Source organism: Necropsobacter massiliensis, from assembly GCF_000827595.2.
GTDB lineage: Bacteria > Pseudomonadota > Gammaproteobacteria > Enterobacterales > Pasteurellaceae > Necropsobacter > Necropsobacter massiliensis.
The window spans coordinates 80964-98670 of record NZ_LN776194.1 but is presented as its reverse complement, the minus strand read 5'-3'; the positions used below and the strand labels follow the sequence as shown (position 1 = coordinate 98670).

Genomic DNA, 17707 nt, shown 5'->3' with positions numbered 1-17707 from the left:
CCCGCCGATGCAAATCATCAAAACCGCACCGGGCAATTCAATTATTTCTTCTATTTTCTTCATGTTGTTACCGGATCAAGTATTGGTTTACGGCGACTGTGCGGTCAACCCGGATCCGACGGCAGAACAGCTGGCAGAAATCGCAATCCAATCGGCCGATTCAGCCAAAGCCTTTGGCATTGATCCGAAAGTGGCGATGATTTCCTACTCCACCGGCTCCTCCGGTAGCGGTGTCGATGTGGAAAAAGTGAAAGAAGCAACTCGCATCGCACAGGAAAAACGTCCAGATCTGATTATCGACGGTCCATTGCAGTATGACGCAGCGGTAATGGAAGACGTCGCGCGTTCCAAAGCGCCGAATTCACCGGTCGCCGGTAAAGCCACCGTGTTCATCTTCCCGGATCTGAACACCGGCAACACCACCTATAAAGCGGTACAGCGCTCCGCGGATCTGGTTTCTATCGGTCCAATGCTGCAAGGTATGCGCAAACCGGTCAATGACTTGTCACGCGGCGCCTTAGTCGATGACATCGTTTACACCATCGCGCTGACCGCCATTCAAGCCACCCAATAATCGGCAAAACACATTAATTTACAACCGCACTTTCGCATAACAACAGCGCAAAGTGCGGTTGTTTTTTTCAGTGTTTTTCGATACCAGGTTGAACTGACCAAAGATTATTTTTGTTAGCCCCCCACAAGAAAAATCAAACAGTGCTATCATCCAATACCTTGACACCAAAGGCAAAATGTAGGGACGCACTGCGTGCGTCCGCAAATGAATGTGAACTTACACAAATCTGTAAAGAGGCAAGATCGCAGCGGACGCCAGCATGGCGTCCCTACTGGTTTCGGATGAAAAATGAAGAGCGAGCTTTATTTCGATCAAATGTAGAAACGCGACGCTCGCGTCCGCAAATGAATGTGAACTTACACCAATCTGTGAAAGCAAGATCACAGCGGACGCCAGCATGGCGTCCCTACTAGTTTCGGATGAAAAATGAAGAGCGAGCTTTATTTCGATCAAATGTAGGAACGCGACGCTCGCGTCCGCAAATAAATGTGAACTTACACCAATCTGTGAAGGCAAGATCGCAGCAGATGCCAGCGATTCCTACTGGTTTCGGATGAAAAATGAAGAGCGAGCTTTACTTCGATCAAATGTAGAGACGCGATGCTCGCGTCCGCAAATAAATGTGAACTTACACCAATCTGTGAAGGCAAGATCGCAGCAGATGCCAGCGTGGCGTCGCTACTAATTTGTTTATTAATTTTATTCATGTAATTCGTGAAAATTATGATATTGCATAATATTCCAGCTTTCGGCATTATAAATCGCAACAAAGACGTTTAGACGTCTATTTGATTAACAGGGTTTACAATTCATACAGGAGCAGAATATGACAACATTGCATTTATCCGGTTTTCCGCGCGTAGGCGCCAAACGTGAGCTTAAATTCGCCCAAGAGCGTTACTGGCGCGGTGAAATCGCCGAGCAGGATTTATTGGATATTGCCAAAGCGCTGCGTGAAATCAACTGGAAACATCAAGCCGGCGCCAATGCCGATTATGTGGCAGTCGCAGATTTTACCTTTTATGATCATATTTTAGATCTTCAGGTTGCCACCGGCGCGATTCCGGCACGCTTCGGGTTCGACAGTCGGAATCTGACGCTGGCGCAATATTTCGAGCTGGCACGCGGCAATAAAGAACAGTTCGCCATTGAAATGACCAAATGGTTTGATACCAACTATCATTATCTTGTGCCAGAATTTACTCAAAATACTGAGTTTAACGCTAATCCATCCCATTATGTGCAGCAAATTCGCGAAGCAAAAGCCTTGGGATTAAACGTAAAACCGACCATTGTCGGTCCGCTGACTTTCCTATTTTTGGGCAAAGAAAAAGGTCAGGCATTTAACCGTTTGGATTTATTACATAAACTGGTACCGGTCTATGTAGAGATTCTCAATGCGCTTGCCGCCGAAGGCGTGGAATGGATTCAAATCGATGAACCGGCACTTGCGGTGGATCTGCCAGCTGACTGGGTGGCGGCTTATAATGAAGTATATACGGCGCTTGCCCGTGTTAACGCGAAACTGTTGCTTGCCACCTATTTCGGCTCCGTGGCGGAGCATGCCGCACTGTTAAAAAGCTTGCCGGTCGACGGTTTACATATTGATTTAGTCCGTGCGCCGGAACAGCTTGCCGCCTTTGCTGATTATGACAAAGTGTTATCCGCCGGGGTGATCGACGGTCGCAATATCTGGCGTGCAAATCTGAATCAGGTGTTAGATGTCCTTGAGCCATTGAAAGCCGCATTCGGTGAGCGCTTATGGATCGCTCCGAGCTGCTCACTGCTGCATACACCGTATGATTTATCCGTCGAAACGCAATTACAACAGCATAAGCCTGAATTATATCAGTGGCTGGCATTCGCGCTGCAAAAAATTCAAGAATTACGCGTCATCAAGACCGCACTTGAACAGGGGCGCAACGCGGTACAAACAGAGCTGGATGCCAGTCAGGCGGCGGCAGAAGCTCGGGCGAACAGTCAAGAAATTCACCGTCCGCAGGTGGCGCAGCGTTTAGCCGATTTGCCAGCAGGTGCGGATCAACGCCAATCGCCGTTCGCCGAACGTATCAAAAAACAAAATGCGTGGCTAAAATTACCGTTGCTGCCGACCACCAATATCGGTTCTTTCCCGCAGACTAGCGAAATTCGCCAAGCACGCGCGCAATTCAAAAAAGGCGCACTCAGCCTTGCGGATTATGAAGCGGCGATGAAAAAAGAAATCGAATATGTGGTGCGCCGCCAGGAAGAGCTGGATCTGGATGTGCTGGTACACGGTGAAGCGGAACGCAACGATATGGTGGAATATTTCGGTGAGCTGTTAGACGGTTTTGCTTTCACTAAATTCGGCTGGGTGCAAAGCTATGGTTCCCGCTGCGTGAAACCGCCGGTTATCTACGGTGATGTTGTCCGTCCGCAACCGATGACGGTACGCTGGTCAACCTATGCGCAAAGTTTAACCAAAAAAGTCATGAAAGGTATGCTGACCGGTCCGGTAACTATTTTACAATGGTCTTTCGTACGCAACGATATTCCGCGCGCAACCGTTTGTAAACAAATCGGTGTGGCGCTGTCCGATGAGGTATTGGATCTGGAAAAAGCCGGTATCAAGGTGATCCAAATTGACGAACCGGCAATCCGTGAAGGTTTACCGTTAAAACGCGCTGATTGGGATGCTTATCTGCAATGGGCGGGCGAGGCGTTTCGCTTAAGCTACATGGGTGTACAGGATGATACGCAAATTCACACACACATGTGTTATTCCGAATTTAATGATATTCTGCCGGCAATCGCTGCGCTGGATGCGGATGTGATCACCATTGAAACCTCACGTTCGGATATGGAATTATTGACAGCCTTTGCCGATTTTAAATATCCGAATGACATTGGACCGGGCGTGTATGACATTCACAGCCCGCGCGTACCGAAAGCGGAAGAAATCGAGCATCTGCTGCGTAAAGCGCTGAAAGTGGTGCCGAAAGAACGTTTGTGGGTCAATCCGGATTGCGGTTTGAAAACCCGCGGCTGGCCGGAAACCATTGCACAGCTGCAAGTAATGGTCGAGGTGACAAAAAAACTGCGTGCTGAATTAAACGCATAAATAAAAAAATCGAAAAAAACAACCGCACTTTAGCCGAACAACAGGCGCTAAAGTGCGGTTTGTTTTAGAGAAAAATCCGCTAATAAAATAAGTTGATTAGCAACAACACCCAGATAATACTTAGCGCCGGTCCGAAAAATCCGATAATCACACCGCCGAGACGGAATTCGGATTGTTTAATTAATCCCGTGCTGAATGCAATGGCATTCGGCGGCGTTGACACCGGCAAGAACAATGCACAAGAGGCACTTAGCCCGATAACCAGCGGTAAAATCAGCGCATTCAATGCTGCACCGCCGCCAACCATCGCCAATAACGACACCCCCATCGGAATTAAAATAGTGGTCGCTGCGGTATTGCTCATAAAATTGGATAATACCACGGTAATAAAACCGAACAGAATCAGTAAAGTGATAAAACTGACCTGAATATGGCTGATTTGTTCCACAAAATGCGCGGCGATACGTTGTTCCTCAATTGCCAAGCCCAGCGCCAGACCGCCGGCCACCAGCATTAAGGTATCCCAAGGCAGCCGGCGAACATCATTAGCATCCAGTACACCGGTAATGGTGAGGCAAACAATCGGAATCCCCGATGCGGCAGCCACCGGAATGCCGATCCATTTAGAGGTCAACCAGAAAAATAATGTCCCCGCCAATACAATCAACACCACGGTTTTTTGCAGGCGTTCCACTCGATTGAATTGCATCGCCGCCGTTTCGCGCAGAAAACTGAAATCCAGCGCAGCTTCTTGATTCACCTGATATTTTTTCACTAATACCCGCCAGAAAATCAGCAACAACACCAGCGCCAGCGGCGTGCCGACCAGCATCCATTCTAAAAATGAAATCGGATAGCCCAGTTTTTCCAGCGCACCGACGGCAATCGCATTCGGCGCCGAACCGATAATCGTGCCCATACCACCGACCGATGCCGCCGCCGGAATTCCCAGCAATAATGCTTTGGACAGGTTTGAGCTTTTATCCAACCGAGTAAACAACGGGCTAATGGTGGCAATCATCATCGCCGTAGTGGCAGTATTGCTCATTAGCATAGACATCACCGCAGTAACCAACATTAAGCCCCATAATACACGAGCCGGTTCGGTGCCGAATTTCGGTAAAACGATTTTCAGCAAGCGTAAATCCAGTTTGGTCTTTTTCATGCCTTCTGCCAGAAAAAAACCGCCCAAAAACAACCAGATAACGCTGTCCGACCAGGTTTGCAGATATTGAAAGGCATCATAAGCCTCACTTTTTCCCATTACCAGCACCAAAAAACCGACAATCAGAATACTGACGGAAAACGGTGGAATAGCTTCCGTTACCCACAAACAAATAGCGAAAAACAATAAAAACAGCACATAATTTTGGATTTGAGAAAAACTCTGGTCAGAAAACAACAAGGTCATTATGGAAGCAAAAACGGCAGAAAACACAAAAAATAATACATTGCGGTTACGCACGATTTTCATTGCCTGCCAACACTGGGCGATATTCATACATTTCTTCTCCGCGGCGAACTAAATTCTTGTTTGATTGTAATGAAACCCTATAACTTTTAATGTGATCCTATTCAAACAAATACGATTTGATTGATGTTTTTCGTTACGTTATGTGAATTTAAGGTTAAATTTGTTAAATTGCCGCATTATTTGATGCCCGATAATCTCGGGATTTTATGCTATACTCAAACCGTTCGGGATACACCTCAACACATTCAACGAAAAAGGAGCGCCTATGCAAGTTACCAGTTCAGCCATTCAACAAGGTGTTTTTGCAGATAAATACGGTAAACGCGGTACGCAATTCAGTCCGAACGGCATGCCGACTTACTCAATTCCGTTTGAAATACAAAATGCGCCTGCTGCCACAAAATCCTTTGCCGTGGTATTGGAAGATAAGGATGCCATTACCGCCAGCGGTTTTGTTTGGATCCATTGGCTGATTGCCGATTTGGAACGCTGTTCAGTAGCGGAAAATGAAAGTCTGCATGCCACCGATTATGTTCAGGGTGCCAACAGTTGGGCGAGTGCGCTGGGCAAATTCGATATTCAGGAAGCCTCCTACTACGGCGGCATGGCGCCGCCGAATTGTCGGCACCGTTATGAATTAATCGTGTATGCATTGGACTGCAAACTCAATTTACCTGCAGGATTTCGCTTTAATGATCTGCATTTTGCCATGCAGGGGCATATCTTAGATCACGCAGTGGTGATGGGAACTTACGACGTATAATTATCCATCGTGAATGGTGATAAACAATTAGAAAAGTGCGGTGAAAAATAAAAAAATTTCCACCGCACTTTTGCTAGCTTCTCAACCCGACGCCTCGATTAATCAAATAAAAAGCCACTGCATACAGTGCACTGATAAATAACGCCAATACGCTGAAGGTATAAGCTAGTCCGACATCGCTGATGCCAAGAAAACCGTAACGGAAGCCGTTGATCATATAAACAATTGGGTTCAGTTTGGATACCGCCTGCCAGAACGGGGGCAGCAATGAAATGGAATAAAACACGCCGCCCAGATAGGTCAATGGAGTCAATACGAAAGTGGGGATAATACTGATGTCGTCAAAAGAACGGGCAAAAACGGCGTTAATCAAACCGCCCAACGAAAACGCAGCGGTAGTTAGCAATAAAGTGATCGCGATGACCCACCAAGAATGAATGTCAAAAGAAACGAAAAACAGCGACACCATCGTCACCAATATTCCGACGCCGATTCCGCGCGCCATTCCACCTACCATATAGCCGAGAATAATAATATGCGGCGATGTGGGTGAAATCAGCAATTCCTCCACATTACGGGCGAATTTGGTGCTATAAAAAGAGGAAGCCACATTGGCGAACGCATTGGTCAGTGACGACATCATAATCAGCCCCGGAACAATGAACTGCATATAGCTGAAACCGCTCATTTCGCCGATACGGCTGCCGATTAACTGCCCGAAAATCACAAAATATAACGTCATGGTAATCACCGGCGGTACTAGTGTCTGCACCCAAATGCGGGTAAAGCGACGAATTTCTTTGGTTAAAATCGTGATAAAGGCGACCCAAGATTGTGTCATATTAAGCTCCCTGTCCATCTGCATGAGGCTTGTTCAGCGCCATAGAAACAAATAATTCTTCTAACCGATTTGCTTTATTGCGCATACTCAATACCTTAACGCCTTGTTCGGTAAGCTGGGTAAACAGCTGATTTAAGCCCTGTTCGCGGTGCACTTCCACTTCAATGGTATTGGCATCCACATAATCCAGTCGATAATGCTGAATTTGAGGAATCGGGCTTTTCATCGCCAGATCAAGAATAAAAGTTTCGGTTTCCAACTGCGCCAGCAGATCTTTCATCGGCATATTCACCACCAGACGCCCTTGCTGAATAATGCCGATATTACGGCACAGCATTTCCGCTTCTTCCAGATAATGAGTGGTCAGAATAATGGTGGTGCCCTGTAGGTTCAGCTCGCGCAGAAACGACCACATGGTACGGCGCAATTCAATATCCACCCCGGCGGTCGGTTCGTCTAAAATCAACAGTTTCGGATGGTGCATTAACGCGCGCGCAATCATTAAACGGCGCTTCATGCCGCCGGATAAACGGCGAGATTGTTGATGTCGTTTATCCCATAAATCCAGTTTTTTCAGCCAGATTTCCGCTCGTGCCAACGCCGTTTGGCGTGCGATCCCATAATAACCCGCCTGATTAACCAAAATATCAATCACTTTTTCGAACTGATTAAAATTAAATTCCTGCGGCACTAAACCGATATGCTGCTTTAAACGACTGAGATCCTTATCCAGATCATCGCCAAACACTCGCACGCTACCCGCCGTTTTATTAATCAGTGAGCAGATAATTCCGATTGTGGTGGATTTTCCAGCACCGTTATGCCCCAACAAGGCGTAAAAATCGCCCGCTTGTACGGTTAAATTGATGCCGTGCAACGCTTTGACTCCATTTTTATATTCTTTAGTTAATCCTTTGATTTCTAATGCAAACATACTGTTCTCAATTAAATTTTACTGATCTCAAAGCGGGTTAAATCAATACCGTCCGGTGTGGCATAAAATGCCGCCAGCGCTTTACGCAGCGTTTCCGCGCGCTTCGGCAGCCCTTTTTGCGCGTAAGCTATTACTTGCGCATATACCGCTTGTTTAAACGGCTGAATATCTCCCGGATCACCGTTTAAATTATCCGCACTGGCGATATAACGAAAACCGGCGGCCGTCGCTAGAATCCATTCGATCGCCTGCGGTTTGACTTCCACTTTTTCAAACTCACGTTGGCGTGCTGCCGAGCGCCCGTCCGGTTCATACCAATAACCGAAATCCTCCAGCTTGCGCCGTTCCTTCCCCGCCACCAGCCAATGAGCGATCTCGTGCAAGGCGCTGCTGTAAAAGCCGCGCGCAAAATAAATGGCATTATACGGACAGTCGGCATTTGCCGGTACATACAGCGGTTCTTCGCCGCCTTTCACCAATCGGGTATTATATTCCCGTTCAAAACACTGATTAAAAATGGCGATAATGTCTTCCAGACGATGTTCCATCAATAACTCCAAATGAATAAAAAAATTAAGGACGTCAACCCGACGTCCTCACATTATCCGCTATTCCGGCATTATTTAAAACTGTCTAAATTCTTTAACGCTTCAATCCGTTTTTCCAGCGGCGGGTGGCTTAAAAACAATGCGCTCAAACCGCCGGTTTTGCCGTTAATAGCAAATGCCGCCAACTGACCTTCCATTTCCTGCGGTTCGTGAATCTGTTGCAAACGCTGCAAGGCGGCAATCATTTTCTGTTTGCCCACTAAACTTGCCGATCCCGCATCTGCGCGAAATTCGCGATAACGAGAAAACCACATGGCGATAATGCTAGCAAGAAAGCCGAATACCAGCTCCAACACCATAGAAATCATGAAATACATGCCTTGACTGGTTTCGCCGTCACGGTTGCTGGCCGCCACTTTGGCAATCATGCGGGAAATAAAAATCACAAAGGTATTTAACACGCCCTGCAACAAGGTCATGGTCACCATATCACCGTTTTTGATATGACTCATTTCGTGCGCCAACACCGCTTCCGCTTCGTCTTTGGTCATGGCGTTTAACAACCCGGTACTCACCGCCACCAGCGAATTCTTTTTACTTGCGCCGGTAGCAAAGGCGTTGACATCGGCAGAATGATAAATCGCTACCTCCGGCATCGGCAATTGCGCCGCTTTTGCCTGCGTACGCACAGTTTCCAACAGCCAGCGTTCCTGTTCGCTGCGTGGTTGTTCAATAACTTGTCCGTTCACCGCACGCAGCGCCATGGATTTAGATAAAAACAATGAAATTAACGAACCGGAAAAACCGAACAGCGCCGCCATAATCAGCAACCCTGCCGCATCCTGCGACTGAATACCGGTCAGACTTAAAATAATATTAAAGACGACTAAAACCGCCATATTGGTTGCTAAAAATAGCAAAATTCTCATCATAGAAAGTTCCTCGCTGATAAATAAAGGTAGAGTGTAATTCGTTGTTAATAATAGTTATAAATTTGTTAAATTCAAGGGGCAACAGAAAAAATTTACCATAAACTCATCTGGGTCAAACTTTTTTCCTCCGGCACATTCACATGCAAACCGATTAAACGTACCTGCCGCCCCCGACTACGCCGCCAGATTTGGTGCAACAACGCAATAAAATTTTCTCGCTTAAATTCCACCGCACTTTTTTCCAGCGTCGTTATCTGAAAATCGGCGAATTTCAGCTTCACCCCGATTTTTCTAAACGCGGATAACGGCAATTGCGGACAGGCATGTTGCACGCGCGTCAATAGCATCGGGTATAATCGTTCCAGTATGCGAACGCCGTCACGAATATGCGAAATATTTTCCGTTAAGGTGGTTTCTACGCCAACGGATTTGCGCACCCGATGCGGCTGCACTTCCCGCTCGTCAATGCCGTGGCTAAAGGTCCAAATACGCTGCCCCATTTTGCCGAATTGATGCAACAACAGATTTAAATCAAACCGTTGCACATCGGCGCAGGTTTGCAAACCGAGCTGCGCCAGTTTCTGTGAAGTCACTTTTCCCACGCCAGGAATTTTGTGCAGCGCTAACGTGCGTACAAATGTCGCCACCTCTTCCGGTTTAATTACACACTGACCGTTCGGTTTATTCTGATCAGAGGCAATTTTCGCCAAAAACTTTAACGGCGCGACGCCGGCGGACGCGGTTAAACCCACTTCATCAAAAATCGCCTGTCGGATCGCCTGCGCAATCCAAGTGGCGGAACCGCTGCATTGCTGGCAATCGGTCACATCCAAATAGGCTTCGTCTAAAGAAAGCGGTTCGACCCGATCTGTATAACGGAAAAAAATTTGCTGAATTTGCTGCGAAACCTGTTTATAACGCGACATATTCACCGGCAACAACACCAGCTCAGGACACAGTTTCAACGCTTGCGCTGTCGGCATGGCGCTGTGCAAACCGAAGCGGCGGGCAATATAATTACAGGTGCTTAACACGCCGCGCTGACGCGACTCTCCCCCAACCGCCACCGGTTTTGCCTGTAAATCGGGGTTATCGCGCATTTCGATGGAGGCATAAAAACAGTCCATATCAATGTGAATAATTTTGCGTGTGGTCAGGTTCATAAAAAGTGCGGTTAAAAACAGTGAAATTTTTAACCGCACTTTAGCACAACAAACTGTATAAATAAACAGTTATTCACGCGCCAGCGTGAGTACTTTGGAAAACAATCGCTTAAATTCCAGCGGAATAGACTGGCTGCCGCGTTTTTCAATTTCCTGCGCCAACGCGATGGCAAGATCTGGCTTGGAAGTGCGCTGAATCGCACGCTGAATAATTCTTGTAACCGGATAATGATGCTGCGCCGAAGTTTGCCAGTGCGCCAGACGAATAAACACCGATTCAAATCCGGCATAATAGAAAAAATGTTCTATATCACGTTTCGGCAACATGGTGATCCGGCTGCCGTTGTTGTCATTATCATCCCGCATATTGCGCGCCGATTCGGCGTATTTACGCCCCGCTTCGTCGCCGTCGGTCAGCACATACCATTCAATGCCCATCGCTTTAACATATTTCAGCAACGGGCGTAAACCGCACTGGGCAAATTCTACGATGCGAATGCCTTCCATTGCCAAATCGATGCCCATTAATGCGGCAAGTTCGGTTAAAATCCAGACCTCCGTTTCTCCTTCCACCAGTAGCCATAAACGGGAAAACAGCGCTAGACTGCGATTATGGTGAATATGAAAAGTCAGGCGACGCAAATCTTCCTTGCCTAAGGTTTTGGAGGTCAGCTGAAAGGCTTTGGTGCGATCTACTGTTCGGTTCAAACGACAAATAGAACGCAATTCCACCTGAGAAATCAGCTCGACAGAATTCGTTGTGGTAATCCGCTGCATTGGCAAATAGCTGACCAATTCCCAAGCAATTGCCACCATGCGCGGATGCAAGCGCGATTCCGGCGCTTCAAATAGAATAATCGGGCGGATAAATTGACTCAGCGGCGCTTGCTCAGAGGTAATAAAAAGCGATGCCAAATAGCGAAACAACTGTTTCTGTACGGTGCGGGTTTGGTCGTGCCGTAGCTTCAAACAAAGCGCTTTGGCATCATTCCAAAGTGCGGTCACATCGCGGGTTAAATCGGCGCTGTCGTGACGCCGCAGAAAATAATATTGCAGCAGTAAACCAACCGATTGAATTTCTTTGTTCAGTTGCGCGTCCTGCACTGCGCCGTACTGAGTGAACAAGGCGGGATTCAGCACCACAGGCTTATGCTGATTCAAACGCGCATCACGAAAACGGTAAACCGGGTGGCGAGCAATTAAAGACAAGGCGATTTGTTCGTTGTTTTCCAACGGGATTTTTTTCCCTTCCCGATCCAAAAACCCATAGTCCGTGATCACTTGATTGTTGTGAAAACCGCCCGTAACCTGAAAATAAAGCCGCGCATAACCGTCATCATGGGATACGAATAAAGATTGATAGTCAAGATTCGCCGGTGCGCAACGCTCTGCCGTTTTTTGCTCGCAAAAGGTAAATAACAGAGTAATTTCGTTGGTTTGTTCGTTTTTATCATCGGCGAGATAAAAATCTGCTGGCTTAAAGCGATATAAGGTTTTGTCGGTGTTAAAAATCAGACTGAGCGCCGCCAGTAAGCTAGATTTGCCCCACGCATTCTCGCCGATCAGCACCATATTCGGATAAAGTTTGAACGATAAGCGGTTGATGCCGCGAAAGCCCATTATCTCCAACCGTCGTAAATACATAAGCCCCTCTTTGTGTTTCCTGCCACGGTAACGTAAAATAGCACACAATAATCGACAACCCCTAACACTTTCATTGTAAATAATATTATGTACGAAGGATTACTGATTGTCTTAGGCCCGATGTTTGCGGGCTACTTAATCAAAACCACGAATGCCACCCTACTGCACCGCATTAATCAAGCGGTGATGCTGTTGCTGTATATTATTTTGTTCGTGATGGGATTCGCCTTAGGGCAGCTGGACGATCTTGCCACCCAACTGCCGCGGATCGCCTTCTCCGCTTTAACTTTTGCCGTGATTATTCAAAGCTGCAATATTGCCGGTCTGCTCGCCTATGACCGGCTGTTCCCCTGCCCACTGAAACGCCGAGGTTCAGACATGCCACCGCGCCGGCGAATGCTGTTGGACAGTTTTACGCTTTGTTCAATGGTGTTTTTCGGTTTTCTGGCGGGATTGTTGGGCAAAGCCTGGATTGCGCTGCCCTTCGGCACCAGCACCTATATCTTGATCGCGCTGATCTTTCTAGTCGGTATTCAATTGCGCAATAACGGCATTTCCCTGCGCGAAGTGCTGTTTAATAAACGTGGCATTTATACCGGCATAATTTTTATTATCACCTCGCTGTTGGGCGGCGTTATCTCGGCGTATGTGCTGAATCTGCCGCTCACTCAGGGACTGGCGATCGCCTCCGGCTTCGGCTGGTATTCATTATCCAGCGTGATTATCAACGATGCTTGGGGCGCCGTATTCGGCAGTATTGCTTTTTTCAACGATCTGTCACGGGAAATTCTCAGCCTTTTTATTATCCCATTTTTTATGTTTAATCACCGTTCTACCGCGGTCGGCATTGCCGGTGCGACGGCGCTAGATTGCACGCTGCCGATTATTCAGCGCGCCGGCGGGATCGAAGTGGTTCCTTTGGCGATCAGTTTCGGCTTTATCACCAATATCGTACCGCCGATTTTGCTGGTGTTTTTTTCTTCGATTCCGGTTTAACGGATCGCTCGCTTGTCTGTCCGCGGCTAAAGCTGTTGATAAACTTTTAGTGCATAAGCATCGGACATTCCGGCGATATAATCACAGATCATTCTTTTTTTGTATTCCTCTGCGGCATTACGCCAGCGATTTGCCGTGTTGCGCGGCAATAAGCGCAACGGATCACTTTCAAAAATCTGAAACAGCTCAGTTAAAATGCGCTGACCTTTATACTCAATACGCTGGGTTTCCACATCTCTGATCACATATTTCCAGACAAACTTTTTAAACACATTTAATACGGCGATCACTTCGTCCGGCAATTCAGCGTTATAGCGCAGCAAAGGCTCAGAAAAATCCGCCGTGACTTTCCAGCGCACATGGGTAATAAAATAATTGACCAACGCGCCGATGGCGTTTTTACGCTCGTAATGAAAATCAGAAAACAGCTTTTGCGTAATCACATCAATATGTTGCCTAATCCAAACAGACTGACAGGTTTTCAGCGCTGTCAACGCTTCCTGCCATTGATGCCGGTTTACCACGCCAACGACAATGGCATCTTCCAGATCATGTACGCCGTAAGCAATATCATCAGCCAGCTCCATAATGCTACAATCCAACGATTTATAACGGGTTTTCAAGGTTTGAGCGGCATTCTGTCGGTTTTCTGCGAATGCACCGAATAAAGTGCGGTCATTTTCCGACAAGGGTTCGAGCAGCCAATTGAACATGGCAATATCATCGCGAAATAAGCCTTTGCCCGGACGCCAGTCATCGATTTTGACATAACGCGGATCGGTATTTTCAACCGACGGCAGCTGAGCATATTGCGGGGAAGATACATCCAGAATCGTCGGATATTTCACGATGCCGAGCAAGGTGCGACGGGTAAGATTCATGCCGGCAGTCGGCGTATAAGGTTCCAATCGAGTCAACAGGCGGAAAGTCTGCCCGTTACCCTCAAACCCGCCGTGATGGCGCATCATATAATTCAGCGCCACTTCGCCACCATGTCCGAAAGGCGGATGCCCGATGTCATGCGCGAAACACAGGCTTTCGATCAAATCGTTGGAGGGCAATAATAATTTCAGTTGTCGTTGCAGTTCCGCTTTATCCGCCTCAGGTGCAAATGCGCCGAACACATCGGCAAATTTCAGCTGAGAGACTAAACTGCTGCCGATTTGCGCCACTTCAAGGGAATGGGTCAGTCGGGTGCGATAAAAATCATTTTCGCCCACCGCATGAATCTGCGTTTTAGCTTGCAAGCAACGAAAAGCGGCACTGTGTAAAATTCGCCCGCGATCACGGCGAAACGGCGGTCGGTGGTCTTTTTCGCGCGGTTGATCCGCCACAAAACGAGCCTGCCAGACCATATCAATTGGATTTTTCATGTTATGTTATATTATGCGACAAAAAGGTACATGACTTTAAAGATTAAAGGCGCCAGAATGGAACTGATAATACCGCATAATACCAAGGAAATCGAGCTATAACCGCCGGCTTTCAGATCCAATTCCATACAACTCACCGTACCCAACGCATGAGAAACGGAACCGACCGACAAGCCGATAGCCTGCGAATGTTTTAAGCCGATTTTTTTCAGCACCAGATAACCGAACATAGAGCCCTGCAAACCGGCAATAATCACGCCTACCGCAGCCACGGAGGGGATCCCGCCGATATTTTCCGCCACCGCCATGGCAATTGGCGTCGTTACCGATTTCGGCAGAATCGTGGCGACAATTTCCGGTTTCGCGCCCAATAACCATGCCAGCAGCGCACCGCTTGCCATTGACAGCAACGATGCCGCAGTGGTTACGGTCAAAATAATTTTCCAGCGCTGGCTAATCTGGCGCAACTGTTCGTATAAGGGCAACGCCAGTGCGACAACGCTGATGCCAAGCAAATTATTCAGCGGCATATTGCCCGCCATATAATCATCATACGGAATATCGGCACTCAGCAAGACAATAATCAGAATTAAAACGGTTAACACAAAACTGTTCAGCACAACAGATTTCAACACTTTGCTGATTTGTAACGCCGCAAAAAACGCCGCAACGGTCAACACGGAATAAAGATAAATCATGCCTGCTCCTTGGCGCGTTTTTTCAGCACTTTCTTACGTAATCCAGTAAAAGAACTCTGCGAAAACAGATAATCGGACAGCAGCCCGACTACCACTAATGTCACGCAAGTACTGACAATATTAGGAATCAGCAATGCTTTCGCCTGACTGATTAACAAATCGGAATATTTAATCACCCCAACGCTCACCGGCACAAACAGCACCGCCATATAGCGAATCAACAAACTCGCGCCGAAAAATACCCAGTTCATGCGGATAATCTTCGTTGCCAGGCCGCTGAACAGCAGCAATAAGCCCCAGATACTGCCCGGCACGCCCACCGGTATCAAATGTGAAATCCACTCGCCCAAATAAAGCATCAAGTAAAGAATTGCAAAAGATCGCAATAATTGAAATATTTTTTGCCCCATCCTCTCATCACTCAACTTTTCTGATAAAAAATATAGGATAATTTTACTCTTATTTTCTAGTTTTGTTATATTTTTTCGGTACAATACTGCTGTTTCAGATCAAACTTATCCCAATAAAATGTTAAAAAAGTTCGTTTTACTGCTCTCAATAACATTAATCGGTGCGTTTCCGGCGCATGCCGAACGCAGCCTCAGCTGTCTGGCGGTAGCCATTTCCGACGGCGACACCTTTACCTGTTTGCTACAAAATAAAAAACAGATTAAAGTCCGCTTGCAGGAAATTGACGCACCGGAGAAAAAACAGCCTTTTGGTAGCCAATCACGGCGGACGTTGGGACGACTGATTCATAAACAAACCGTGCGCCTGTCTATTTCCGGTTATGACCGCTATCAACGGGTTTTAGCAACCGTTTATAACTTGCAGGGAACGAATATCAATTTAAAAATGGTACAACTTGGCATGGCATGGGCCTACGACCGCTATGTCAGCGATCCTACTTACCGCCGCGCGCAACAACAAGCCCGGCAGCACCGGATAGGATTATGGCAATCGCCCGCGCCAATTGCACCCGAGCAATGGCGTAAAAAATTACACGCATCAGCCAAAAGAGAAACATAATGTCATTTGATTATCAACAATTCCGCCGCCAGTTTCCTTATTTCAATCAGACGGACGCCGTCGTCTATCTGGACAGCGCAGCAACCGCACTTAAGCCACAATGCCTGATTGAGGCAACGCTGGATTTTTATCGTTCGTCCGGTTCCGTGCATCGCAGTCAATATGATGAAAAACAGACCGCACTTTATGAGCAGGCGCGCAGCCGAGTAAAAAAACTGATTAACGCCGAAAGCGAACAAGCGGTGATCTGGACTTCCGGCACTACACAAGCGATTAATCTCGTTGCCAACGGTTTACTGCCGGAATTATCGGCGCAGGACGAAATCCTTATCAGTCAGGCGGATCATCACGCTAATTTTGTCAGCTGGCATGCAATCGCCCGCAAAAGTGGCGCGAAAATTATCGTACTACCGATTACCGAACAGCACTTGATTGACGAACAGGCGCTGCTTAACGCGCTCAATCTGCACACCAAATTAGTGGCATTAAATGTCGTCTCCAATGTCACCGGTACCGAACAACCGCTAGCGCGGCTGATCAGTGTGATCCGCCAACATTCTGCCGCGCTGGTGTTATTGGATGCGGCACAGGCAATTAGTCACCGTAGTATTGATCTGCAAGCGTTGGATGCCGATTTCATCGCTTTTTCCGCACACAAACTGTACGGACCAACTGGTTTGGGCGTGCTGAGCGGAAAACCAACTTCACTGGCACGCTTACAACCGCTGATATTCGGCGGGAAAATGGTTGATCGGGTATCGGAATCAGCAATCAGTTTTGCCGACTTGCCCTATCGGTTGGAAGCCGGCACGCCGAATATTGCAGCAGTCATCGGTTTTAATGCCGTGCTGCAATGGCTGGAACAATGGGATTTGGCGGCGGCCGAGCAGCATACCCTGCAATTAAGCGAACAGCTAAAAGTGCGGTTAAAAAATTACCCGAATTGCCGTTTATTTGAATCGCCGCAACCAAGCTCGGTAATAAGTTTTATCTTTACCCATATTGCCTTGTCTGATTTAGCGACCCTGCTGGCAGAACAGCATATTGCGCTGCGCAGCGGTGAACACTGCGCTCAGCCTTATCTGGCTCATTTGGGACAACGCGGCACCTTGCGTTTATCATTAGCGCCTTATAATACGCCGCAGGACATCGAGATGTTTTTTACCGCGCTGGACAACGCGCTTGATCTATTGGAAAACGCATGAAAACCCAACTCAAACAAGCATCGCACTGGGAAGAACGCTATCGTTTGATAATCCAAGCGGGCAAAAATCTGCCCCGTCCCGAACCACAACAACTGGCGCAAATGCAGCTGATTAGCGGCTGCGAGGCGAAAGTGTGGTTTCAATCCTGCCTGAAAAACGATCGCACTTTTCACTTCAATGCCTACAGTGAAGCGAGAATTATCAACGGCTTACTCTGGCTGTTATTACAAGAGATCAACGACAAAAGCGCACAGCAATTACAGCATTTCGATTTAACCGCTTATTTTTCCGAATTAGGCATTGCCCAACGCTTAAGCAGCACAAGATTAAACGGGCTGCAACAAATAGAGCGACGGCTGCATCAATTATCAGATTAGATTATCGCCGCAAACACCGTTGTATCGACAATTGTGCATAAATCAAAGAGGCCGAA

Annotated in this window: 17 protein-coding genes; 7 read left to right on the top strand and 10 right to left on the bottom strand. The window is 47.4% G+C overall.

Annotation, left to right across the window (positions count from 1 at the left end):
• Together pta and metE are read left to right on the top strand one after the other, a co-directional pair.
• Window positions 1–574, top strand: a 574-nt coding sequence (gene pta, locus BN3349_RS11570) for a phosphate acetyltransferase (protein ID WP_082024917.1), incomplete at its 5' end; no start/stop codon positions are given.
• A gap of 826 nt (window positions 575–1400) precedes the next feature.
• Window positions 1401–3674, top strand: a complete 2274-nt coding sequence (gene metE / locus BN3349_RS11560) for a 5-methyltetrahydropteroyltriglutamate--homocysteine S-methyltransferase (protein WP_040977530.1) — start codon at window positions 1401–1403, stop codon at window positions 3672–3674.
• Window positions 3675–3753: 79 nt separating this feature from the next.
• On the opposite strand, the gene BN3349_RS11555 is transcribed toward metE, so the two are convergent.
• The gene (locus BN3349_RS11555) at window positions 3754–5175 is read right to left on the bottom strand and encodes an SLC13 family permease (protein ID WP_245853830.1); all 1422 of its coding nucleotides are present in this window, start codon (window positions 5173–5175) and stop codon (window positions 3754–3756) included.
• 238 nt (window positions 5176–5413) lie between these two features.
• Between BN3349_RS11555 and BN3349_RS11550 the strand changes: the two genes are divergently transcribed.
• Window positions 5414–5911: a YbhB/YbcL family Raf kinase inhibitor-like protein gene (locus BN3349_RS11550; protein WP_040977529.1), complete on the top strand. Its 498-nt coding sequence runs from the start codon at window positions 5414–5416 to the stop codon at window positions 5909–5911.
• Window positions 5912–5984: 73 nt separating this feature from the next.
• On the opposite strand, the gene BN3349_RS11545 is transcribed toward BN3349_RS11550, so the two are convergent.
• From BN3349_RS11545 to BN3349_RS11520, 6 genes are all read right to left on the bottom strand, one after another.
• Complete coding sequence (locus BN3349_RS11545; protein ID WP_040977528.1) at window positions 5985–6752, bottom strand: ABC transporter permease; 768 nt, start codon at window positions 6750–6752, stop codon at window positions 5985–5987.
• Between the two features lies 1 nt (window position 6753).
• Window positions 6754–7686, bottom strand: a complete 933-nt coding sequence (locus tag BN3349_RS11540; RefSeq protein WP_040977527.1) for an ABC transporter ATP-binding protein — start codon at window positions 7684–7686, stop codon at window positions 6754–6756.
• A gap of 11 nt (window positions 7687–7697) precedes the next feature.
• Window positions 7698–8234 carry an elongation factor P hydroxylase gene (locus BN3349_RS11535; RefSeq protein ID WP_040977526.1) on the bottom strand — a complete coding sequence of 179 codons (537 nt, stop codon included), beginning with the start codon at window positions 8232–8234 and terminating at the stop codon, window positions 7698–7700.
• A 71-nt stretch (window positions 8235–8305) separates the two neighbouring features.
• Complete coding sequence (htpX, locus tag BN3349_RS11530) at window positions 8306–9166, bottom strand: protease HtpX (RefSeq protein WP_040977525.1); 861 nt, start codon at window positions 9164–9166, stop codon at window positions 8306–8308.
• Between the two features lie 92 nt (window positions 9167–9258).
• Window positions 9259–10329 carry a DNA polymerase IV gene (dinB, locus tag BN3349_RS11525; protein WP_040977524.1) on the bottom strand — a complete coding sequence of 357 codons (1071 nt, stop codon included), beginning with the start codon at window positions 10327–10329 and terminating at the stop codon, window positions 9259–9261.
• A 69-nt stretch (window positions 10330–10398) separates the two neighbouring features.
• Window positions 10399–11973: a DUF2813 domain-containing protein gene (locus BN3349_RS11520; protein ID WP_040977523.1), complete on the bottom strand. Its 1575-nt coding sequence runs from the start codon at window positions 11971–11973 to the stop codon at window positions 10399–10401.
• A gap of 87 nt (window positions 11974–12060) precedes the next feature.
• Between BN3349_RS11520 and BN3349_RS11515 the strand changes: the two genes are divergently transcribed.
• Window positions 12061–12969: a LysO family transporter gene (locus BN3349_RS11515; RefSeq protein WP_040977522.1), complete on the top strand. Its 909-nt coding sequence runs from the start codon at window positions 12061–12063 to the stop codon at window positions 12967–12969.
• A 26-nt stretch (window positions 12970–12995) separates the two neighbouring features.
• Here BN3349_RS11515 and BN3349_RS11510 read toward each other — a convergent pair whose 3' ends face one another.
• The 3 genes from BN3349_RS11510 to BN3349_RS11500 are packed head-to-tail and all read right to left on the bottom strand — an operon-like array spanning window position 12996 to window position 15450.
• Window positions 12996–14342, bottom strand: coding sequence for an anti-phage deoxyguanosine triphosphatase (locus BN3349_RS11510; RefSeq protein ID WP_040977521.1), 1347 nt, complete (start codon window positions 14340–14342; stop codon window positions 12996–12998).
• A gap of 11 nt (window positions 14343–14353) precedes the next feature.
• Window positions 14354–15040, bottom strand: coding sequence for a CidB/LrgB family autolysis modulator (locus BN3349_RS11505; protein ID WP_040977520.1), 687 nt, complete (start codon window positions 15038–15040; stop codon window positions 14354–14356).
• The gene (locus BN3349_RS11500; RefSeq protein ID WP_032109935.1) at window positions 15037–15450 is read right to left on the bottom strand and encodes a CidA/LrgA family protein; all 414 of its coding nucleotides are present in this window, start codon (window positions 15448–15450) and stop codon (window positions 15037–15039) included. Before BN3349_RS11500 ends, BN3349_RS11505 begins: the two co-directional genes overlap by 4 nt.
• A 118-nt stretch (window positions 15451–15568) precedes the next feature.
• On the opposite strand from BN3349_RS11500, the gene BN3349_RS11495 reads away from it, so the two are divergent.
• Genes BN3349_RS11495 through BN3349_RS11485 form a run of 3 tightly spaced genes read left to right on the top strand, consistent with a single transcriptional unit; the run spans window position 15569 to window position 17651 of the window.
• Window positions 15569–16069, top strand: coding sequence for a thermonuclease family protein (locus BN3349_RS11495; RefSeq protein ID WP_040977519.1), 501 nt, complete (start codon window positions 15569–15571; stop codon window positions 16067–16069).
• Window positions 16069–17274, top strand: a complete 1206-nt coding sequence (locus BN3349_RS11490) for an aminotransferase class V-fold PLP-dependent enzyme (protein ID WP_040977518.1) — start codon at window positions 16069–16071, stop codon at window positions 17272–17274. Before BN3349_RS11495 ends, BN3349_RS11490 begins: the two co-directional genes overlap by 1 nt.
• Window positions 17271–17651 (top strand): SufE family protein, encoded by a 381-nt coding sequence (locus tag BN3349_RS11485; RefSeq protein ID WP_040977517.1) that lies wholly within the window; start codon window positions 17271–17273, stop codon window positions 17649–17651. Before BN3349_RS11490 ends, BN3349_RS11485 begins: the two co-directional genes overlap by 4 nt.
• The last annotated feature ends 56 nt before the right edge of the window (window positions 17652–17707 follow it).